The organism is Alicyclobacillus mali NBRC 102425 (assembly GCF_001570745.1).
Classification (GTDB): Bacteria; Bacillota; Bacilli; order Alicyclobacillales; family Alicyclobacillaceae; genus Alicyclobacillus; species Alicyclobacillus mali.
In genome coordinates this window covers 59930-79408 of record NZ_BCSG01000007.1, presented here as the reverse complement: position 1 = coordinate 79408, position 19479 = coordinate 59930, and the positions used below count along the sequence as shown (strand labels likewise).

The window sequence follows — 19479 nt, the reverse complement described above, 5'->3', positions numbered from 1 at the left end:
CGCCTCGTACGCCTCGTACGCCTCGTACGCCTCGTACGCCTCGTACGCCTCGTACGCCTCGTACGCCTCGTACGCCTCAGACGGCCGCAGGGCGAACCGCTCGCGGAGGCGCTTGGCGGGATCGGGCAGAAGCACGACGTGATCCAACACGCGGAGCGCAAACGCGGCAAAGGTGGTCTGCTGGACATTTCCCACGCCGAGTTCCGGCAGAAGCTCGGAAATGTAGTCCACGAACATCGCGGAAGGCGCAAAGATGACCATTTTGTCCGCGCGCAGCTTTTCTGGGTGCTGATACAACAGATAGGCAAGCCGGTGCAGGGCGACCGTGGTCTTTCCGCTTCCGGCCACGCCCTGAATGAGGATGGGCACGTTTTTGTCCGCGCGGATGACCTCGTTCTGCTCGGCCTGAATGGTGGCCACGATGTCGTGCAAACGGCTATCCTTGGAATCAGCGAGACGGTAGAGCAAAAACTCGTCGACGCTGCCTGCCTGGGTCTTCCCCTTCACGTAGCTGTCGACGACCCGGACGAGATCGCCGTCGCGCACAACGATGTTGCGCTTGAGCGATACCGTTCCGCGGACCTCGCCGCCAGGGGCTTCGTAGCGGGCCTCGTCCCCTTGGCCCGTGAAGGAGTAGAACACGCTCGCGGCTGGAGCGCGCCAATCCAAGACGACGCGTTCCCCGGTCGACGGGTGATCGATCCCCTGCTTTCCGATGTAGAACTTCTGAGCTTCGTCTCCCACTGGCTGAAAGTCAATGCGGCCAAAATACGGATCGCGCAGAGCCCTGCGGAGTTGGTGGCGGCGCTCGTCCGCCATTTCGGCGACAGCCACGTCGGCCACGACATCGGCGGTGAGCGCCTCATCCGCGTCTTCGTCCTCCCCGTCGCGCACCGGCATTCTGGGCCCTGACGAGAGCGCCCGGCGAATGATCTCCAGTACGCTCGCCAGGTGCTGTCGCTCCTCTTCGTACGGATTCAGCGCCGGGCGAGGCGGCGTCCCAGTCTCGCTCATGCCATCACCTCCCTCTCACGGTGGACGATGACGATGGACCAGACCGCGTACCAGACGAGCGCGCCCACGTCGGCCACCGCGATCACGGCGCCCATGGGCAGGCTGTCATGCGCTCCGCCGAGGCCCACGAGCGGCGTGGCGGCGGCGCCGAGCATCAGTTGCGACACGCCGATAAGCCCTGCCGCACTCCCGGCCTGCCTGCCATGATGCTGCATGGCCAGGGACGACCCGAGCGTGCTCACGATGCCGACACAGGACACGAGCACGAAGAGTGAAGGCAGTATGGCGTAAAGCCCGAAGTTGAGTACGAGACTCGCGAGCAGGCCGAGCCCCCCGAGCGCCGCCAGGATGACGCCAAAGCGGAAGATCTTGCGGCCATCGATGCGCCGGGCGAATTGCCCTGAGATCTGAGACGCGATGACGATCCCGACGCCGTTCGCCGCAAAACACGCGCTGAACGCCTGCGGCGAAAGTCCGTAGATGTCCTGGAGCACGAACGGCGATCCCGATATGTACGCGAACATGGCCGCCGACACCAGCCCCTGGGAAAACGCGTAGGCGACGAAGACGGGATCGCCAAACAGCACACCAAACGCGCGCAGGGCGCCGCCGAGTCCTGCCCGGTTGCGTCGCTCCACTTCGAGCGTCTCGCGGAGCCCCGCGAACGACCAGAGCCATAGAGCCAAACCCACGCATCCCAGAATGAGAAACACGCCACGCCAGTTGGTGAAGCGGAGCAGCTGGCCACCGATGACCGGCGCAAGAATCGGTGCCACGCCGTTCACCAACATGAGCAGCGAAAAGAAGCGCGTCAGTTCGACGCCGCTGAACAAGTCCCGAGCGACGGCGCGAGCGATGACGATGGCAGCCGATCCACACAGCCCCTGCACCACGCGCACGGCGACAAGCCCCCACGCGCTTGGCATCAGGCCACACGCGAAGGAAGCCAACAGGTACAAGCCCAGGCCCACGAGGAGCGGGCGTTTGCGCCCAAGCGCGTCACTCAAAGGCCCTGCAAACAGTTGGCCGACCGCCAAGCCCAGAAGACACGCCGTGAGGCTGAGCTGGGCGACGGAAGTGGCCGCGTGAAGATCGCGCGCCATGGAGGGAAGCGCCGGCAGGTACATGTCGATGGACAACGGCGCAATCGCCGTCAGGCTTCCCAAAAGCGCCGCAAGGCGAAATCGGGCGCCAAAGGAAGTGGGCGCCTGGACCAGGGTGTTTGTCTTAATCTCCACGTCCGATTTCACAGACTCTCCCCTCCCATGGGTGTCGATGATGTTGCCAGGGTCTGTTCGCAGATGCCAGCGTGGCTTTTAGAACTCGTGCTGTCGGGGCAGTACATCACCATGTACCGCTGGCGAGCGCGTCGCCGAGCCACTGCAGGATGGCGTTTTGCCCCTGCGGCGTGGCCGCGGCCTTGGCCATGGGAGCCATGGCGAGGGCCTGTTCCCCGGCCTCCGCCAGGAGGCGCTGCCCGAGCGCGGTCGGGTGCACGTCGTGCGGAAGAATGTCGACCGATGGCTGAGTCAGGGTGTCGTACGCGTCGGCGACGGGATCGCCAGCAGGAACCGCATCAGCCGCGATCGCCGCGTTGGCCGCGACAATTGCGGTCTCCGCGGTCTGATACAGCCACTTGTCCGTAGCCGGAAAGGGATTGTAGAGGTCGTAGACGATGACCGTCGCGCGCGGATTGTATCGATGCAACAAGGCGAGAATGGCCGCGAGATGGCTGTGCACGTCTTGAATGCCCTGCGCAAGCTCCGATGACAAGGTCGCCGCTTGCGACGCCGTCGGGGTCACCCTCGCCCAATCTGCGCCCTTCGGCAGCATGGCGAGTGCAGGAAGCAGGAGATCGTTGCTGCCGATATCCACCGTGATGACCTGAGCCTCGGCCACATCGGCGCGCATGGCGGCGTCGGTCCTGAGTGCCTGCAGCAGGTCTCCGGACGTCCAACCGGGCACGCCGAGATCGACGGCGCGCCAGCCTTCTTCTTTTGCAATGAGATACGGAAACGCGAGCGGAGACGGGGCGCGGTTGTTGCCAAGATTGTAGCCGAACGTGATGGAGTCTCCAAGCGCTACGAGCGTGTTGACCCGCTGAGGCGTCGAGACCACGCGCGCTGCCTGAGTCGCGGCGATGTCCGTCATTTGATAGCCAGACGAAAGATGGGTGTGCTCTGCAACTGGATGCGAGATAAGCGTCATGGCGCCGAGCGCCGTCAACCACGGTCCGAGTGCCGGCATGGCCTTGCTTCCTCTCCACAGGTGGAATGCATTGCTTCGCTTGTGTTCCGGCTGCAAAGCGCCTATTGTTCATGATAGATCACAATGGACCGAGATGCTCGACCGCAGCAGGCCCGGGTCGAAGGAGGGGGAAGCATGCGCCCGTCAGCGTTCGTTGGATTTGGAATCGCGGTTGTGCTGTTCGGCCTATCGGGCTGCGGCATCCATGCGCCTGCTCATGCGCGCGTCTTTGCGACAACGAAAGTGCCATCGGACGAGCAGGCGTCCATTGCGCAGGGCGTGCGCCTTGCCTCAAGTGCCACTGCGCAGGTCGCAACGTTGGCCTCGAGCCTGCGCGCCATCGACCTGCACATGCGCATGCTGACCGCTCGCACCGGTCTGCTGTGGGGCTATCGAGGGCGCCGCTTTGTCATGTACGAGACGGCAGACGGCGGGCATACGTGGAAATCGGTCCCCCTGCCGAACCTCCCGACAGACGACATCAGCGCGTATGGGCCAGGCGGTGCACACTATATCACGGCCGTCGTCGATTCTACCACCATGTGGTCGCTGGTGAGCGTCACCCGACAGAAGGCGCTCGTGTGGATCACGAAGGACGCCGGCCGGCATTGGCGCGTGACAGCCCTCCCGCTCCCGGTAGACGCCATTCAGTTTGCTGCCGGCCAGTGGATGGCCGGAAGGCTCGGCTGGATGCTCTTTGAAAGCGGCGGGTACGACGGCGTCGCGGCCAAATACTTATATCGAACGGAGAACGGCGGGAACTCGTGGCAGCTCGTCGCCACGTCGGCGGGTGACCTCCCACACAACGGCGTGCACGCCGCCATGTCCTTTGCACCAAACGGCAAGACCGGCGTCTTGGCGGTGGTTGACAGCGTGGACAAGCAGGTGGACGTTGTCGAGACGAATGACGGCGGCGCCCACTGGCAACCCACGAACATCGATCTCCCAAGCGCCATCAGCGCGACCCCGTCCGTCGAGCTCGCGACCGCCGGCCCGGGACAGTCGCTCCAACTCGCCGTCGAGATCCAGGTGGGCTCCGCCTCGCAGCTCCTGGTGATGAATTCGTCCTACGGATCCAGTTGGGACATAGCTGAAATTGGCGTCGACAATCTGGAAGCGATGTGCGCCTCGCCCGCTGGCGATCTCGCCGCGCTCGAAGACAAGTCCGGGCAGCAGACGTGGATGGTGAGCCCGGACGGGGGCCAGACCTGGTACAGCCAGACCGCATCTGGCCTGCCTGCGAGCATCGCGGGCGCCGCTTCTATCAGCCTGTCATCGCCCTCGCCCAGCGCGCTGTTCCTCGTCGCGCTCGACAATCGCCTGGCGCCGACCCTCTACGAGTCTTCGGACGCAGGCGATACATGGCAGCCTCTGGGCTGAGCTTGTCAAGCGATCTCGGCGTGAAACAGGCGCCGCATGTGCTCTAGAAAGATCTCCCCGAGATCTGTGAACGTGGCGCATCCCTGGCTGTGCACCACGGCGTGAAACCCCTCGTCATACGCGCCCGCAACGGTGAGAAAATCGCAGATGTCCGTGCACACGCCGCACACGTGCACGCGCTTCACGCCGCGATGGCGCAGGCGCTCACCGAGCCCCGTGGCAAAAAACGCGTTGTAGCTGCGCTTCGGCACATACCACACGTCGGGATGCTCCTGGTGCCGCTCGTACCAAGGACCGAGGTCCCCGTACAGCTGTTGCCCCCACGTGCCTCGCACGTTGTGCGGAGGCCAGTCGCGAAAGTGGCGATCGTCCGGATCGTGCTCGTCCATGCAGACGGCCACAATGCCTCCCGACGCGAGCACGCGGTCCGCGAGAGAAAGGATGTAGGGCACGATGGCCTGGCCGGGCTTTCCGACCGTCAGAGTCCCTTCGTCGTGCACGAAATCGTTTGACATGTCGACGATGAGCAGCGCTTCGCCCATGAGGATTCGCCCCCTTTGGGCTTCATTGTACCCGTTCGCCTGGACGGGCGTCACCTCGCTTGCATTGGCCGGCAGGTCTTTTGTACCATCGAGCGAGAAGTGAGGGAGACAAGATGCGCTTTCGCACGGGGCATCGCCTCGAGAAGTGGCTGGAAGTCGGCCGTGATCACCTGTTCGACGGGTATCAGGGCGATCCCGCCGCGTGGTATCACGCCTTGACCGAGCCCATCGCACTCGAAATCGGTTGTGGCCGCGGCGGATTCATCCGCCAGATGGCCGGGCTGCATCCCACGACGCGCTTCGTCGGCGTGGACCGTGTCTTGGCAGTCGCCGCGAAAGCGGCCTACGGTGCCGCCCTCGACGGCCTCGACAATCTCTCGTTTCTCGTCGGAGACGTCGAGCACTTTGGCCCCTTGTGGAGGGAACCAAAGGTGGCATGGCTGTATCTGAATTTCTCAGATCCCTGGCCGAAAAAGCGCCATCACAAGCGCCGCCTGACGGCACCCGCCAAGCTCGCGTGGTACGCGCAGTGGATGCGGCCCGAAGCCTGGCTTGAACAGAAGACCGACAACCCCGAGTTGTTCGAGTGGTCGCTCGAGTCGTTCCGGGCGAGTGGCTGGGAAATCGCAGAAGTGGACCGGGGATTCCCTTCAGGCGATCCCGCCGAGACGCTGTCGGGCAAATACGTGCAGACCGAGTACGAGACGAGGTTCCGACAGCTGGGACAGCCCATCTACTATCTGCGGGCTCGCCCGGCTCGGTAACGCCGGGCGCCCACTTCGGGCGCCCCGTAGTGAAACCGCATTCTGATGGAGGCGAGCGAATGAAGTACCGGCCGTTGGGCGAATTACAAGTGAGTGAACTGAGCTTTGGAACCTGGGCCATCGGTGGCGCCTGGGGGCGCGTGGACGAGCGAGACGCCCTCGACGGGCTGGCCGCCGCGATGGACGCGGGCGTGAACTTCTTTGATACGGCGGACGTTTACGGAGACGGCCGGAGTGAGGAACTGCTGGCCAAGGCCACGAGGGGACGCGAACACGAAATCTATATCGCCACGAAGTTCTGCCGAGCGGGCGACATTCACGATCCGGCCACCTACAGCGAGCCCTCGGTTCGCCGCTTCCTGGAAGGAAGCCTGCGCAGACTTCGGCGAGACTGCGTCGACCTGTACCAGATCCACTGTCCGCCCACCGAGATCCTCCGCGATGGCGCCGTGTTCGAGGTGCTGGACAAACTGCAGGCGGAAGGGAAGATCAGGTACTATGGCGTGAGCGTGGAGACGGTCGAAGAAGGGCTATTGTGCCTTCGAGTCCCTGGCGTGCGAGCCTTGCAGGTCATCTTCAACGTCTTCCGCCAGAAACCGGCCGAAGAGTTGTTGCCCAAGGCCAAGGCGCAAGGCGTCGGCATCCTCGCGCGACTGCCGCTTGCGAGCGGGCTGTTGACCGGCAAGTTCAAGCCGGATCACCGCTTCGATCCCGACGACCACCGCTCGTTCAACGAACACGGGGAACAGTTCAACGTGGGAGAGACGTTCGCCGGCCTCGGGTTTGCGAAGGGACTCGAGCTGGCCGAGAAGCTGCGCTGGATCGGCGAAGGACGCGGCAACATGACGCGAGCCGCGCTCCGCTTCATCCTGGATCACGACGAGGTCACCTGCGCCATCCCGGGCTTTAAAAACCGGCGCCAGGTGGAGGACAACCTGGCGGCACTCGACGTCCCGCCCTTCTCCCCGGATGAGCGCACGAAACTGCGCCTTTTCTACGAAAGCGAGGTCCTTCCGCACATCCGCGGGGCCTACTGATGGAGTCCCAAACCAGGCACAGGGCCCACGGGAGAGGCTCACTTCCTCCCCGCGGGCCCGGCGTCTTGGCCCTTCAGATGTTCAGAAATTCGTGCGAATGGCAGCGAGCTTCCTTTCCATCATGTCGTACATCGCGTACAGCACGCCCTCGCGTCCGACGCCGCTCTCCTTCACGCCGCCGTACGGCATGTGATCCACGCGGTACGTCGGCACCTGGTTGATGAGCACCGCACCCGCCTGCACGGTCTCGATGGCCAGCATGGCGTGATCCATCCGCTTCGTGAACACGCCCGCGTTTAGCCCAAACTTGCTTCGGTTCGCGAGTTCCAGCCCCTTTCCGAAGCTCGACACCCGTTCCACGATCAGGATGGGCCCAAACGCCTCCTCCGTGCACAGCTTCGCATCGAGCGGCACGCCCGTCACCACCGTCGGCTCCATGCGGTTGCCCTCAATCCGGCCCCCGACAAGCACCTTGGCGCCGCGATCGACGGCCTCATCCAGCCAAGCCTTGAGCCGCGCACCCGCCTGCTCGTTGATGAGCGCCGACACATCCGTCGCCTCGTCGAGCGGATCGCCCACTTTGAGCGCCTTCGCGCCTGCCACCATCCGCTCCACCAGCTCGTCGTACACCGCGTCGTGGATGTACACGCGCTGAATCGAAATGCACACCTGTCCGTTGTACGAAAATCCGCCCTGGACGATCTCGGCCGCCAACTTGTCCAACTCATGCGCGGTGAAGCCATCATCCACCACGAGCGGCGAATTCGATCCGAGCTCCAGCGTCACGCGCCGCAGGCCCGCCTGCTGGCGAATCAGCTTGCCCACCGCCGGGCTGCCCGTGAACGTCACAAACGCGACGTCCGGGTGCGTCGTCAGCACTTCGCTCAACTCCTTGCCGTCTCCCGGGATGATGTTCAAAACCCCTGGCGGCAGGCCCGCGTCCTGGAAGATGTGCCCGAGTACCAGGGCCGAAAGCGGCGTCTGCTCGGCCGGCTTCAGCACAATCGCGTTCCCTGCCGCAATGGCCGGACCGACCTTGTGCGCCACGAGGTTCATCGGGAAGTTGAACGGCGTGATGGCGGTCACGACGCCGAGCGGCTCCCAGATGGTGAAGGCCACATGGTGTTCTCCGCGAGGCGCGGCGTCCATGGGCACCGTCTCGCCATGGATAGACTTGGCCGCCTCGGCCGAGAAGCGGTACGTTTCGACGGTCCGGTCAATCTCCTGCCGCGCGGCCCGAATGGGCTTGGCCGCCTCGCGCGCGATGGTCTCTGCGAGCTCTTCTTTTCGGTCGGCGATGATATCCGCCGCCTTGCGCAGGATCTGCGCCCGCTGCCAGGCCGGCACCTTGCGAAACGACTTTTGCGCCCGCGCGGCCACCTCAATGGCCCGCGCCGCCTGCTCCGGCGACGCGTAACCGATCATCGCCAGCGGCTCTCCGCTGTATGGGCTCCGCAGCTCGACGTGGCGCGCCGCTTCCTCCCAATCGCCGTCGATGAACAGATGGGTCTTCCCCACTTCAATCGCTTTGCTCACGGTTTCATCCTCCCGCATGACATTCTCTGCACAGCGTTTCCTCGCCTACAAGTCGGCATGCGCCTGAAGCCACGCCGTGTACGCTTTTCTCCATACGACCGGGTGACGGGGCAACCGGGCGAGATCGAACCGGTGAGTCACCTCGGCAAGGCGCACGGGCTCAGGACGATCCAGCTGCCCAGCGAGCCACAGAAGGAACCCGACGAGCTGCTCGGACCGCACGCCCACCTGCCGAAGGGCGCGGAGCGAGAGGTCCCCGTGGCGCTTCGCGAGCCTCCGCCCTTCCTCGTCCACCACGAGTGGCACGTGCGCGTAGCGCGGCGGCGCATAGCCCAATCGCGCTGCGAGATACACCTGGCGAAACGCCGACGGAAACAAATCGGCGCCGCGGATCACGTCGGTGACGCCCATGGCGTGATCGTCGACGACCACGGCGAGGTGATAGGCCATCACGCCATCCGCCCGGCGGACGACGAAGTCGCCGCCTTCGGCTGGCCGAGCGGTGGTGCGACCGAGCAGGCGATCGTCCACCGTGACGAGCGCCTCGTCGGGGACGTGGAGGCGAAGCGACGGCTGCTTCACCGCCGCGAGTTCCACCCGTTCCGCGTCGGAAAGTCGCAGACAGCGGCGATCGTAGCGCGGTTCATCGGAGAAAAGCCCTTGTGGCGCCGAGGCGATGGACAAAAGCCGAGATCGCGCACAGAAACACGGGTACAGTTCGCGCGCTTCCCGGAGCCGCGCAAGCGCCTGCTCGTACAACCCGCGCCGTAGGCGTTGCTCGTACGGCGCGGCGGGCCCGCCCACGTCCGGGCCTTCATCCCAATCGATGCCCAGCCAGCGCAAATCCTCGATCATTGCCTGTCGATAGGCATCGCGGGATCTCGCCTCGTCCAGGTCTTCGACCCGCAGGATGAACGCGCCGCCCTTTCGCCGCGCGTCAAGCCAGGCGAGAACGGCCACCCACGCGTTGCCCACGTGCAGATAACCGGTGGGACTCGGCGCAAATCGACCTTTGTACGAGGGTGTCAACCGGCACACCTCTCTTCGCTTTCATGTTAGCAAAACTTGCTGGTGATGTCTCGCGCATCCTCGCGCATGATATCGATGAGGGGGAGACGAACGATGGAAGAGGCATGGTGTGTGGAACAAACGTGGCGGCACCTGGCCATGGCGCACTGGCGTGTCGAACCTCGCGTTCTCATGCGTCACGTCCCGCCCGGACTGGAACTGGACCGGTTCGACGGGCACGCGTACGTCAGCGCGGTGGTGTTTGCGGTGGATCCGTTCCGACTTCGGGGCCTGCCGCCCATACGCGGCATGCGCAGGTTTTGGCAACTGAACATTCGCACCTACGTCCGCCGCGGCGAGGAGCCGGGCGTGCTGTTCCTCCGCTTGGAGACGAGTCGACCGTGGCCTGCGCGGCTCGGAAAGCTGGCTTACGCGCTTCCGTTCGAGCCAGCGGGCATGGCCGTGTTGGAAGAAGGGGACTGCCTCAGCGTCGGCGTGATCAGCGGGGCCGGCGCAGGACCGGCGCTTTCCCTCGGCTTTCGCCGGGCCGGCAGCCACATGCCGTGGTATGAACCCGCGCCACACTCCCTCGAAGCCTGGCTTCTCAACCGGTATGCGCTGTTTTCCCACTGTCTTGGGACCACGCTTTTGACTCGCCTGGTCCACCGACCATGGAGAATTCAGCCAGCGGAAGCGCGCGTCGGACAAGCTCGACTCCTCCGGATCTATGGGTGCAACGGCGAGCCGATATTCGCCTGTTCAGCGGAAGCGCGCACAGCCCGCATCGGTATGCCCCGGCCGTCGCCTGTCTCGACTCATTCGACGGACAAGCTCTCGTTGGCGCGGTGGATGCGCTCCAGCAAGGAGCGCACGCCCGCCCGAAGCTCCACGATTTCCTCGTCCCTGAGGTCGTGAATCTGATCCTTGACGCAGTCGGGAACGGCGCCGAGTTCCTCTCGCAACGCCCTTCCCTTCTCGGTCAGCGACACGCACATCTTCCGCTCATCGTCCGCGTCTCGCCGCCTGTCGACAAGGCCGCTCTCCTGCATGCGCTTCAACAGCGGCGTCAGCGTGCCGGAATCCAAATAAAGCCGCTCCCCGAGCGCTTTCACCGTGCATGCGCCGAGTTCGTAAAGGGCAACCAGCACCATGTATTGGGGGAACGTGAGGCCGTGCGGCTCCAGAAACGATCGATAGAGCCGCATGGTCTCCCGGGCGCACGCGTACACGGCAAAGCACAGATGTTCGTCCAGACTGAGGAGCGGTCGTTCCGTCATCGCGACAAGCCTCCAAGCTCATTGACTGTGCCCGCATGGGCCTACTGTCTAGTTTAAGCCTGTTTCGAGTAATACTCCATCAGAACTTGCACGACTTCCGGCCGGCTGAACTCCGGTGGAGGCGCGATGCCCTCGCGCAGCATTTGACGCACTTTGGTGCCCGAGAGCGTGACGTGATCGTCGTCGCTATGCGGACACGTCTTGGCGGTCGCCATGCCCTGACATTTGCGGCAGTAGAACGCGTTATCAAAGAACAGCGGCGTGATGCCGAGGTCCGCAACGTCGAACTGGTCGAAAATGCGCTGCGCGTCAAAGGTACCGTAGTAGTTGCCAACCCCGGCGTGATCGCGCCCCACGATGAAGTGCGTGCAGCCGAAGTTCCGCCTCACCAATGCGTGCATCACGGCCTCGCGAGGGCCGGCGTAGCGCATCGCAGCCTTGTACACGCCAAAAAACACGCGATTGCGCGGGTAGTAGTGCTCCAGAATGGCCTGATACGCGCGCAGGCGCACGTCGGCCGGGACGTCGTCCGCCTTGGTGGGGCCGACCAACGGGTTCAGGAACAGCCCGTCGACCACCTCGAGCGCCACCTTCTGAATGTATTCATGCGCGCGGTGCACGGGATTTCGAGTCTGAAACCCGACGATGGTGCGCCACCCGCGCTCATGAAACGCGGCGCGCGTCTGCCTGGGCGTGTACGCGTAAGGCGTGAACTCGTCCACGCGCTCGTCCGACAAGACTTCCACCGGACCTCCCAAATAGACGCCCCCGCGCTCGTAGAGCCGCCTCACGCCGGGGTGCTCCACATCCTTCGTACGATACACCTGCTCCGCCTCGTGGTCCCGGTCGGGGCGATACATGTGCCGGATGGTCATGCGCCCGCAAACCACGCCGTCTGGCCGCACGAGCGCCACTGTCTCGTCGAGCCGCAGTGTGCCCGCCACGTCCTCCGAAACAGGCAACGTGACCGGGATGGACCAGATGTGCCCCGAGGCAAGGCGCATCGTCTCGACAATCGAGTGGTAATCCTCCTGCGAGACAAATCCGTCGAGCGGGGAAAATGCGCCAATCCCCAGCTGATATAGATCCGACACGGCGATCTCGTCCAACTGCACAGCCTTCAGCGCGGACCAGGACCGCCGGGCCTCTTCCTCCTGCTCACGTGGCACCAGATGTTCCAGCACCGCCTCGCATGCACGCTCGGTCACAGACACCTAAACTCCTCCCAATTCAGGCGATCGGCCGAGATCGCCATGATGAAGTAAACCGATAGAGATTATGTACATTGTATCACCGCACCCCCGTTTTGGCGAGGGCGCGTGGCAGTGGCGAGGTCGAGATCGCCTGGCAGGCGCGACGGCTACGCGCGATGCACCACCCGGCCTCCGACGATGGTATGAGTGACGGCGCCCTCGTCCGATAGCGCGACGAGATCGGCCCGATGGCCTGGCGCAATGCGGCCCCTCCGCTCGCCGAGGAGGCGCGCGGCGTTGGCGGCGGCGACATCTGGCACGTCCTCAGGCCGAAACACGCCGTGCCGAAGGCCCGTTTGCACCGCGCGCTCCATGGTCAACGCGCTGCCTGCAAGCGTTCCGTCGGGTCTCCGCACCTCTCCATCCCGAAAGAGCAATTCGCCCCCGGCAAACCGATATCGGCCCTCTGGCATGTCCACTACCGACACTGCATCGGTCACAAGTATCACCGCATGGCGCCCCTTGATGCGGACAGCCAGGCGCGCGACGGCCGGATGGACGTGGACGCCGTCGAGGATGAGTTCCACCACGGTGTCAGGACGATCCAGCGCCGCGGCGGCGAGGCCGGGCTGCCGATGGTGAAGGCCGCCCATGGCGTTGAACAGATGCGTCGCGCTCTGGGCGCCGAGATCGAACGCTCGCATCGCCTCGTCATACGTGGCCGCCGAGTGACCGAGCGACACGACCATCCGGAGCTCCCGCGCGGCCCGGATGGTCTCCTCGCCGCCCGGTAGCTCGGGTGCCAAGGTGAGAAGACGGACGGGGCCCGCCGCCGCGTAGGCCCGCAGGACCTCCGGTGAAGGCGCGCGCAGGTGCTCCACGGGGTGTGCGCCGCGCCTGTCAGGGTGAATAAACGGGCCTTCCAGATGGAACCCCAGCACGTCCGCGCCGTGCCAATCCGCCGGATGCCTCCACGCGGACAGAACCGCCATCAGGTCCTCGTCCGGCGCGGCCACCGTCGTGAAGAGGAGCGAGGTCGTCCCGTGCTTGGCGTGTGTCGCCGCAATCTGCTCAAACGCCTCCATCGAGGCATCCATCACGTCCGCGCCGCCGCCTCCATGCACGTGCACGTCGACAAATCCAGGCAGCAAGCGCCCCGCCGTGTCCACGAGCCGAGCGCCCGTCCGCTCGCCAACGCCTGCGTCACCGATGCGTTCAATCCAGCCATCTTCGACGATCACGTCCTGGACCCGACCGTGTATCGACCCGCGGATGATGGCCCGCATCCGCGTCACCTCCATCGTTCCCACCCAGGAGGGCATCCAACCCGACCAGCTTGACACAGCAACTGCGCCAAGCGCCGGGGTACACAACAACAGGCCGCAGGCTGTCACGGCGGCGAGCCTTGTTCCTCCCGTTCCGCCTTGCGGCGCAGATGCTCAATTCCCCACGCATGCATTAAATCCAGGATAGGCCGCAGCGACTGCCCATACGGCGTGATGGCGTATTCCACCCTGGGAGGAATCTCAGGGTAAACTGTGCGCTCGACGATACCCTCGTCCTCCAGTTCGCGCAGTTGTTTGGTGAGCACGCGCTGCGTGATGCCGGGAATGCTGCGCATCAGTTCCGAAAATCTCAGCGACGGGTGTTGAAACAAGTGGTACAAAATGAGCCACTTCCATTTGCCACTCAACACCTGAAGCGTGGAGACAGCCGAACAGGGCGAATCTCCGACATAGCCGGACGACATGGAGATGAACCCCCTGCCTTTCGCTCAGCCTAAGTTACCTCAAGTATACCAAAGCACTTCGAAGTTCCTACTTATCATTTTTTCATCACTGATGAATAATAAGAGCAGGCAGATGCGCTCATTCGGGCGCACAGCTATTCATCGGGAGGTTGACGTATGGCGAAAGTAGCTTGGAATGTGGACGCAAGTCACAGCAGCATTGGTTTCAGCGTGAAACACATGATGTTCACCACGGTGCGTGGCCATTTTACAAAATTCTCCGCAACAGTGCTCGCAGACCCGGAGGACCTGACGACCGCCGAGATCGACTTCACGGTGGATGTCGCCAGCATCGATACGCGCGATGAAAACCGGGACAACCACTTGCGCGGAGCTGACTTCTTCGACGTAGAGAAGTATCCCCATATGACGTTCAAGGCTACCAAGACCGTCAAGACCGGGTCCAACAGCTACGACATGACCGGTGACCTCACCATCCGCGACGTAACCAAGCCTGTCACGTTCCATGTGACCTACGAAGGCATGGGCAAGAACCCATGGGGTCAAGAAGTGGCCGGTTTCACCGCTCAAACAAAAATCAACCGCAAGGACTTCGGCCTCACGTGGAACGCGGCGCTCGAGACGGGCGGCGTGCTCGTCAGCGACGAGGTGAAGATCGAACTTGAAATCGAAGCCGCCAAGGCGCAGTAAAGTCCAAGCGCGAGGCATCGATGGACCGGCCGCAGATTGGGTCTGCGGCCGGTTTTGTGTTAGGATTTAGAGACAGCAAGGAGGCGGCAGGCATGGCGATTCTCTCCGTTTCGGACGTGACATGGATTCGAAATGAACGCACGATTCTGGATCATGTATCGTTTGAAGTTCTTGAGGGACAACATTGGGGGCTCATCGGACTGAACGGCTCCGGCAAGACCTCACTGTTGCAGATTATCACAGGTTATCAATGGCCGACGCGGGGACAGGTGCAGGTTTTGGGGCAGACATACGGCCGGGTGGACCTCCGCGAAGTTCGCAAGAGGATCGGATGGGTTAGCTATGCGCTGTTGCAGAGGCTGGAACGTGACGCGGCAAGTGACAGGGTGCTGGAGGTCATTGTGAGCGGTGCCTTCTCGTCGTTCGGACTGTGGGAACAGCCGACACCGGAACAATGGGAGCGAGCGCGCGAATTGGCTGGCGATTTGGGCGTCACACACGTCCTCGACAGCCCATTTCAATCGCTGTCCCAGGGCGAAAAACAGCGCGTCCTCATCGCGCGTGCGCTCATGGCAAGGCCCTCGCTTCTCATCCTCGACGAACCCTGCACGGCACTCGACGTGCGAGCGCGTGAAGACCTTTTGATGTCATTGAACGCCATGATAACTGCCGCAACGGACGCGCCTGCGCTTCTGTATGTCACGCACCATATTGAAGAAATGATTCCAGCCATCACCCACGTGCTCGCGCTGGATGCGGGCCGCGTGGCGGCCTGTGGTGAAAAAAAGTCCGTGCTCACGGACGAGGTGCTGTCGCGCACCTTTCATGTCCCCGTGCGCACGGTGTGGCAGGGTTATCGTGCCTTCTTAACGGTCGTTTCTTCAGACGCCGACCTCAACCCAACGGTCATTTCGGCTCCCAATGCGCCGCGATGAACGCGTCGCGACCTGAGGCCCGGCGGTACCGCTCGTAATGCAGCGGCTCTTTCCGGTAGAAATCCTGATGATAATCCTCCGCAGGGTAGAACGGGCCCGCCGGTCGAATTTCCGTGACGATGGGCTTCTGAAAACGGCCCGAGGCCTGCAATGCGGCCTTGGACGCTTCAGCCAAGCGGCGCTGTTCGTCCGTGTGGTAGAAGATAGCCGTCTTGTAAGACGAGCCGCGATCATAAAACTGCCCGCCTGGATCTGTCGGGTCGATCTGACGCCAGAAGATATCCAACAGCTGCTGATATGCGATCTGGTGGGGATCATACGTGATTTGCACGGCCTCCACGTGGCCCGTCGTCCCAGAGCACACCTGCTCATAGGTCGGGTTCGAGACGTGGCCCCCGGTGTACCCGGAGACCACGGACACGACCCCAGGCCACGTGTCGAATGGTTTCACCATGCACCAGAAGCATCCGCCAGCGAACGTGGCCCGTTCATAACCGGTGCCTTCCCGCGCCTCGGACGTCATCCGATTCGCCTCTCCCTCACTGAAGCACGTCGGCGAGCTGCGCCTCGAGTTGCTCCTTCGGCTGGTACCCAATCAGTTGCTTGACAGGCCGGCCGCCTTTGAACAGGATGAGGGTCGGAATGCTCATGATGCCGAATTGGCTGGTGATCTCGGGATTTTCATCGACATTCAGCTTGGCAACGGTCACCTTGTCTGCGTGCGACTCTGCGAACTCCTCGAGCACCGGCGCCATCATGCGGCAAGGACCACACCACGCCGCCCAGAAGTCCACCAGCACGGGTTTATCGGCTTGAATCGCCTCTTGGAAGTTGGCGTCTGTCAACGTCATTGTGGCCATTGGAATACCCCCCAAGGTACTTACTTGCATTTTTATAGTACCATTTTTGTGGGCTGCTGGTCAAACGCTGCCTTGAACGCGTCTCCCGTCGACCTGCTTAACGAGGTTCGCGTGCGAGCGACTGCGCCAGTGCACGGAGTGGCTCGTATCGAAAACACGTGACCACGTGATCCAGCACCACGCCCACGGCCTGCAGATAGGCGTACACCATCACAGGGCCCACAAATCGAAAACCGAGCGCGCGCATCTCGCGGCTCACCCGTTCAGCGAGCGGCGAGGTCGCCGGCACATCTTCCTCGCGCGCGAAGCAATGCACCTCAGGCTTGCCATCCACAAACCTCCACAACCAGTTCGCGAAGGATCCATGCGCCTCTTTGACCTCAAGAAACACGCGCGCGTTGTGAATGGCCGCTTCCACCTTCGCCTGGTTACGGATGATGCCGGCATCTGGCGCCAAAAGCCGGGCGACGTCCTGCTCACCATAGCGTGCCACGATTTCAGGCTGAAAATCCGCGAACGCCCGTCGGTAAGCTTCTCGGCGCGACAAAATCAGGTACCACTGCAAACCTGCCTGCGCGGCTTCCAGCGTTAAAAACTCAAACAACACGCCATCGTCAAACTGGGGCACACCCCACTCTTCGTCGTGATATCGCACGTACAATTCTCGCGATCCCGCCCACTTGCACCGCCGCATGGCGCACCCTCCTTTGCCCCGTCGGCCCATCCTTGCTCATTGTGGCGCATCGCGGCGCGATGATCCATGCCGCGAAGTGAATGCGGACGTCCAAGAGGAGATTCGATGGAAACAAGCTCCCGCACTGGGGTAAGCGGTATAATCCGTCATGGGAGGCGATCTCGTGAGCGAACAACAGCGGTGGGATCTCGAGTCCCTGTACGAAGGCGGGAGCCGTTCGCCCGCGTTTCGAGACTTTCTCGACGATTTGGAGACCAACGTCACATCCTTCTCCATGGTCTTGCAAAACACGCCGGGAGCCATGCAGAGCCCCGACATGGGCCTCAAGGCCGTGATCCTGACCATGCAGGACTTGACCAAGCGTCTCCGAGAAGCTGGGGCGTTCGTTTCCTGCCTCGCAGCGCAGAACGTCCACGATACGGAGGCCAAGACGCTGCAAACGCGCATCAATCGGATTGGAGCCACGCTCGCCAGCGCCATAGCGCTTTTGGACGAGCGACTTCGCCAGGCCGGCGAAGAGACCGTCCAGTCCCTGATGACGGCTCCGGAACTGGCGCCACTCGCGCCAGCCATTCAAGAGCAAATCGAGCGCTCCAAAAGGCGCCTGCCCGCGGAACAGGAGCGGCTCATCGCACGGCTTACAGCCGATGGATATGCGGCATGGGGACATTTGTACGATACCATCGTCGGCCGCATGGCTGTGGACATCGAGCGCGACGGGCGCAAGGAGACCGTGTCGATGGGCCAGCTGGCGAACCGAATGAGCCAAGCGGATCAGCGCGATCGCGACAAGCTCTTTGACGTATGGGAGGCGGCGTGGGCCCGTGAGGCCGATCTATGCGCCGATGCACTCAATCACCTGGCCGGTTTTCGCCTGCAGGTGTACGAAGCGCGAGGCTGGCACTCCGTGCTCGAGGAACCGCTCGAGATCAATCGGATGTCCCGGGAAACGCTCGAGGCCATGTGGGACGCGGTGGCACGCAACCAGGAGCGGCTTCTTCCCTATTTGGCGGCGAAGGCCCGAGTGCTTGGTGTCGAACGACTTTCGTTCGCCGACGTGGACGCTCCGCTCTCGGTTGGCGCGGCCCGTCAGTCCGTCTCCTACGAATCGGCGCGGCGGTTCATTGTGGATCAGTTTGCCGCGTTCAGCCCCGAGATGGCTGCGTTTGCCGACACCTGTTTCGAGCGCCGGTGGATTGAAGCCGAGGATCGCCCAGGGAAGCGGCCGGGCGGATTTTGCACGAGCTTCCCGATGCACAAAGAGTCGCGAATTTTCGTCACCTTCTCCGGCACGCCGGGCAATGTGGCGACGCTCGCGCATGAGCTTGGCCATGCGTACCATCAGCACGTGATGCGCGATCTCCCTTATCTCGCGACCCGATACGCGATGAACGTGGCCGAGACGGCATCGACGTTTGCCGAGGCCATCGTGTCCGACGCCGCCATCCAAGCCGCCTCGAGCGACGGCGAACGGCTTGCACTGTTGAACGACAAGCTCCAGCGCGCCGCCGCCATGCTCATGAATATTCATGCCCGATTTCTGTTTGAAACGAGGTTTTACGAAGAGCGGAAGCGCGGTTACGTGCCAGTGGAGCGGCTGAACGAACTGATGATGACAGCCCAACAAGAGGCGTACCGAGGAGCGCTTCGGAGGTATCATCCGCACTTCTGGGCGTCCAAGCTGCATTTTTACATCACGGGTACGCCGTTCTACAACTTCCCGTACACGTTCGGCTTTCTCTTTTCGACGGGAATTCACGCCATCGCTTCTGCAGAAGGCGCGTCCTTCGCCCACAGGTACGTGGACTTGCTTCGCGACACTGGGCGCATGCGCGTCGAGGACTTGGCGAAAAAACACATCGGCGCCGATCTGACAAAGCCCGACTTCTGGCAGCGCTCCATCGATTTCGCCCTGCGCGATCTCGACACATTCGTTCAACTCGCAAGCAGGGTGTCCTGAGAAGGTGCCCGGCCGCGGACGCTACGTCCGCGGCTGGCGCATCACCTGGAGGTGCCCTGACGCAATCCAGTACCAGTCCATCTCGCCGCCGTCCACCACGCAAACGCCTTGTGGCCTTGGATAGTTGTCTAGGCGCGCGTTCAACAATTGCGCCTGCCGAGGCGGATTATCCGCTTGCGGCAGCGGGCCAACGAGGACGTGCCACCCAGTGCGGGGCTCGAAGGCCACCAGCGCGAGCGGCGTCCCAGCCTTCGACTTCGTTGGCCCGGAGAACACGGTGGCAGCCACCTTGCACGCCGAATCGAGGCAGATCTCGCCCTGCGCTGGGTTGTCCATCTGCGCGAGGCGCTGGTTGAGCAACCAATTGTACAGGTCCGTCGTCGTCCGCACGCCCTGTGGGAGAGGCTCCAGCAGGATGTGACGATTCTGGACGGCAGTCCCTGATGCGCTGGAGGGGGAAGAGCGATGGCCCTGCGCCGAAGCGGAAGGCGCGCCCCCGTGTGACGCTGTGCCACAGCCCGAGACGAGCAGGAACGACGTCGCCCATCCACATGCCCACGTACAAACGCGTTTCCAAATCATCATGACCACG

At 63.1% G+C, this 19479-nt stretch carries 20 protein-coding genes and 1 pseudogene; 7 read left to right on the top strand and 14 right to left on the bottom strand.

The window, feature by feature from the left end; all coding sequences use genetic code 11:
- From AMA01_RS04125 to AMA01_RS04115, 3 genes and pseudogenes are all read right to left on the bottom strand, one after another.
- Nucleotides 1-1014, bottom strand: a pseudogene (locus AMA01_RS04125) (DNA helicase UvrD); the annotation flags it as partial.
- Complete coding sequence (locus tag AMA01_RS04120; RefSeq protein WP_231862812.1) at nucleotides 1011-2264, bottom strand: multidrug effflux MFS transporter; 1254 nt, start codon at nucleotides 2262-2264, stop codon at nucleotides 1011-1013. The pseudogene AMA01_RS04125 and the gene AMA01_RS04120, both read right to left, overlap by 4 nt.
- Nucleotides 2265-2358: 94 nt before the next feature.
- Nucleotides 2359-3261: an SGNH/GDSL hydrolase family protein gene (locus AMA01_RS04115; protein WP_067847724.1), complete on the bottom strand. Its 903-nt coding sequence runs from the start codon at nucleotides 3259-3261 to the stop codon at nucleotides 2359-2361.
- Nucleotides 3262-3396: 135 nt separating this feature from the next.
- Here AMA01_RS04115 and AMA01_RS04110 point away from each other — a divergent pair, with 135 nt between their 5' ends.
- On the top strand, nucleotides 3397-4641 hold the full coding sequence (locus tag AMA01_RS04110) for a WD40/YVTN/BNR-like repeat-containing protein (RefSeq protein ID WP_067847721.1): 1245 nt from the start codon (nucleotides 3397-3399) through the stop codon (nucleotides 4639-4641).
- Between the two features lie 5 nt (nucleotides 4642-4646).
- Here the strand turns inward: AMA01_RS04110 and AMA01_RS04105 are convergent, their stop codons facing one another.
- On the bottom strand, nucleotides 4647-5183 hold the full coding sequence (locus tag AMA01_RS04105; protein WP_067847717.1) for a cysteine hydrolase family protein: 537 nt from the start codon (nucleotides 5181-5183) through the stop codon (nucleotides 4647-4649).
- Between the two features lie 113 nt (nucleotides 5184-5296).
- On the opposite strand from AMA01_RS04105, the gene trmB reads away from it, so the two are divergent.
- Nucleotides 5297-5947 carry a tRNA (guanosine(46)-N7)-methyltransferase TrmB gene (trmB, locus tag AMA01_RS04100; protein WP_067847714.1) on the top strand — a complete coding sequence of 217 codons (651 nt, stop codon included), beginning with the start codon at nucleotides 5297-5299 and terminating at the stop codon, nucleotides 5945-5947.
- A gap of 59 nt (nucleotides 5948-6006) precedes the next feature.
- Nucleotides 6007-6984: an aldo/keto reductase gene (locus tag AMA01_RS04095; protein ID WP_067847711.1), complete on the top strand. Its 978-nt coding sequence runs from the start codon at nucleotides 6007-6009 to the stop codon at nucleotides 6982-6984.
- Nucleotides 6985-7065: 81 nt separating this feature from the next.
- On the opposite strand, the gene AMA01_RS04090 is transcribed toward AMA01_RS04095, so the two are convergent.
- On the bottom strand, nucleotides 7066-8520 hold the full coding sequence (locus AMA01_RS04090) for an aldehyde dehydrogenase family protein (RefSeq protein WP_067847708.1): 1455 nt from the start codon (nucleotides 8518-8520) through the stop codon (nucleotides 7066-7068).
- A gap of 45 nt (nucleotides 8521-8565) precedes the next feature.
- Nucleotides 8566-9549, bottom strand: coding sequence for a tRNA glutamyl-Q(34) synthetase GluQRS (gluQRS, locus tag AMA01_RS04085; RefSeq protein ID WP_067847705.1), 984 nt, complete (start codon nucleotides 9547-9549; stop codon nucleotides 8566-8568).
- A 111-nt stretch (nucleotides 9550-9660) separates the two neighbouring features.
- Here gluQRS and AMA01_RS13525 point away from each other — a divergent pair, with 111 nt between their 5' ends.
- On the top strand, nucleotides 9661-10443 hold the full coding sequence (locus AMA01_RS13525; protein WP_231862811.1) for a DUF2071 domain-containing protein: 783 nt from the start codon (nucleotides 9661-9663) through the stop codon (nucleotides 10441-10443).
- Here AMA01_RS13525 and AMA01_RS04080 read toward each other — a convergent pair.
- The 4 genes from AMA01_RS04080 to AMA01_RS04065 all read right to left on the bottom strand — a co-directional run bounded on the left by AMA01_RS04080 (nucleotide 10344) and on the right by AMA01_RS04065 (nucleotide 13748).
- Complete coding sequence (locus AMA01_RS04080; protein WP_067847703.1) at nucleotides 10344-10805, bottom strand: MarR family winged helix-turn-helix transcriptional regulator; 462 nt, start codon at nucleotides 10803-10805, stop codon at nucleotides 10344-10346. The two genes, AMA01_RS13525 and AMA01_RS04080, sit on opposite strands and share 100 nt — an antisense overlap.
- Before the next feature lie 53 nt (nucleotides 10806-10858).
- Nucleotides 10859-12019, bottom strand: a complete 1161-nt coding sequence (gene sat / locus AMA01_RS04075; protein WP_067847700.1) for a sulfate adenylyltransferase — start codon at nucleotides 12017-12019, stop codon at nucleotides 10859-10861.
- A gap of 146 nt (nucleotides 12020-12165) precedes the next feature.
- Nucleotides 12166-13284, bottom strand: a complete 1119-nt coding sequence (gene nagA / locus AMA01_RS04070) for an N-acetylglucosamine-6-phosphate deacetylase (RefSeq protein ID WP_067847697.1) — start codon at nucleotides 13282-13284, stop codon at nucleotides 12166-12168.
- Nucleotides 13285-13388: 104 nt separating this feature from the next.
- A complete protein-coding gene (locus tag AMA01_RS04065; RefSeq protein ID WP_067847694.1) occupies nucleotides 13389-13748 on the bottom strand; it encodes a winged helix-turn-helix transcriptional regulator in 360 nt (119 codons plus the stop codon).
- 156 nt (nucleotides 13749-13904) lie between these two features.
- Here AMA01_RS04065 and AMA01_RS04060 point away from each other — a divergent pair, with 156 nt between their 5' ends.
- Together AMA01_RS04060 and AMA01_RS04055 are read left to right on the top strand one after the other, a co-directional pair.
- Nucleotides 13905-14438, top strand: coding sequence for a YceI family protein (locus AMA01_RS04060; RefSeq protein WP_067847691.1), 534 nt, complete (start codon nucleotides 13905-13907; stop codon nucleotides 14436-14438).
- A 92-nt stretch (nucleotides 14439-14530) separates the two neighbouring features.
- On the top strand, nucleotides 14531-15373 hold the full coding sequence (locus tag AMA01_RS04055) for an ABC transporter ATP-binding protein (RefSeq protein ID WP_067847688.1): 843 nt from the start codon (nucleotides 14531-14533) through the stop codon (nucleotides 15371-15373).
- Here AMA01_RS04055 and msrA read toward each other — a convergent pair.
- The 3 genes from msrA to AMA01_RS04040 form a co-directional block, all read right to left on the bottom strand.
- Nucleotides 15345-15896, bottom strand: a complete 552-nt coding sequence (msrA, locus tag AMA01_RS04050; protein WP_067847686.1) for a peptide-methionine (S)-S-oxide reductase MsrA — start codon at nucleotides 15894-15896, stop codon at nucleotides 15345-15347. The two genes, AMA01_RS04055 and msrA, sit on opposite strands and share 29 nt — an antisense overlap.
- A 16-nt stretch (nucleotides 15897-15912) precedes the next feature.
- On the bottom strand, nucleotides 15913-16233 hold the full coding sequence (gene trxA / locus AMA01_RS04045; RefSeq protein ID WP_067847683.1) for a thioredoxin: 321 nt from the start codon (nucleotides 16231-16233) through the stop codon (nucleotides 15913-15915).
- 97 nt (nucleotides 16234-16330) lie between these two features.
- The gene (locus AMA01_RS04040) at nucleotides 16331-16927 is read right to left on the bottom strand and encodes a DNA-3-methyladenine glycosylase I (RefSeq protein WP_067847680.1); all 597 of its coding nucleotides are present in this window, start codon (nucleotides 16925-16927) and stop codon (nucleotides 16331-16333) included.
- A gap of 148 nt (nucleotides 16928-17075) precedes the next feature.
- Here AMA01_RS04040 and AMA01_RS04035 point away from each other — a divergent pair, with 148 nt between their 5' ends.
- Nucleotides 17076-18887, top strand: coding sequence for a M3 family oligoendopeptidase (locus AMA01_RS04035; RefSeq protein WP_067847677.1), 1812 nt, complete (start codon nucleotides 17076-17078; stop codon nucleotides 18885-18887).
- Nucleotides 18888-18908: 21 nt separating this feature from the next.
- On the opposite strand, the gene AMA01_RS04030 is transcribed toward AMA01_RS04035, so the two are convergent.
- Nucleotides 18909-19472 carry a hypothetical protein gene (locus tag AMA01_RS04030; RefSeq protein WP_230087975.1) on the bottom strand — a complete coding sequence of 188 codons (564 nt, stop codon included), beginning with the start codon at nucleotides 19470-19472 and terminating at the stop codon, nucleotides 18909-18911.
- Nucleotides 19473-19479: the final 7 nt, after the last annotated feature.

What these genes read in the sequence shown, in the direction of transcription:
- AMA01_RS04030 (WP_230087975.1), bottom strand. Translation starts at nt 19,472, where the DNA reads ATGATGATTTGGAAACGCGTTTGTACGTGGGCATGTGGATGGGCGACG.
- AMA01_RS04095 (WP_067847711.1), top strand. Translation starts at nt 6,007, where the DNA reads ATGAAGTACCGGCCGTTGGGCGAATTACAAGTGAGTGAACTGAGCTTT.
- trmB (WP_067847714.1), top strand. Translation starts at nt 5,297, where the DNA reads ATGCGCTTTCGCACGGGGCATCGCCTCGAGAAGTGGCTGGAAGTCGGC.
- AMA01_RS04065 (WP_067847694.1), bottom strand. Translation starts at nt 13,748, where the DNA reads ATGTCGTCCGGCTATGTCGGAGATTCGCCCTGTTCGGCTGTCTCCACG.
- AMA01_RS04040 (WP_067847680.1), bottom strand. Translation starts at nt 16,927, where the DNA reads ATGCGGCGGTGCAAGTGGGCGGGATCGCGAGAATTGTACGTGCGATAT.
- msrA (WP_067847686.1), bottom strand. Translation starts at nt 15,896, where the DNA reads ATGACGTCCGAGGCGCGGGAAGGCACCGGTTATGAACGGGCCACGTTC.
- trxA (WP_067847683.1), bottom strand. Translation starts at nt 16,233, where the DNA reads ATGGCCACAATGACGTTGACAGACGCCAACTTCCAAGAGGCGATTCAA.
- AMA01_RS04080 (WP_067847703.1), bottom strand. Translation starts at nt 10,805, where the DNA reads ATGACGGAACGACCGCTCCTCAGTCTGGACGAACATCTGTGCTTTGCC.
- AMA01_RS04055 (WP_067847688.1), top strand. Translation starts at nt 14,531, where the DNA reads ATGGCGATTCTCTCCGTTTCGGACGTGACATGGATTCGAAATGAACGC.
- AMA01_RS04060 (WP_067847691.1), top strand. Translation starts at nt 13,905, where the DNA reads ATGGCGAAAGTAGCTTGGAATGTGGACGCAAGTCACAGCAGCATTGGT.
- AMA01_RS04110 (WP_067847721.1), top strand. Translation starts at nt 3,397, where the DNA reads ATGCGCCCGTCAGCGTTCGTTGGATTTGGAATCGCGGTTGTGCTGTTC.
- AMA01_RS04115 (WP_067847724.1), bottom strand. Translation starts at nt 3,261, where the DNA reads ATGCCGGCACTCGGACCGTGGTTGACGGCGCTCGGCGCCATGACGCTT.
- AMA01_RS04105 (WP_067847717.1), bottom strand. Translation starts at nt 5,183, where the DNA reads ATGGGCGAAGCGCTGCTCATCGTCGACATGTCAAACGATTTCGTGCAC.
- AMA01_RS04035 (WP_067847677.1), top strand. Translation starts at nt 17,076, where the DNA reads ATGGGAGGCGATCTCGTGAGCGAACAACAGCGGTGGGATCTCGAGTCC.
- nagA (WP_067847697.1), bottom strand. Translation starts at nt 13,284, where the DNA reads ATGCGGGCCATCATCCGCGGGTCGATACACGGTCGGGTCCAGGACGTG.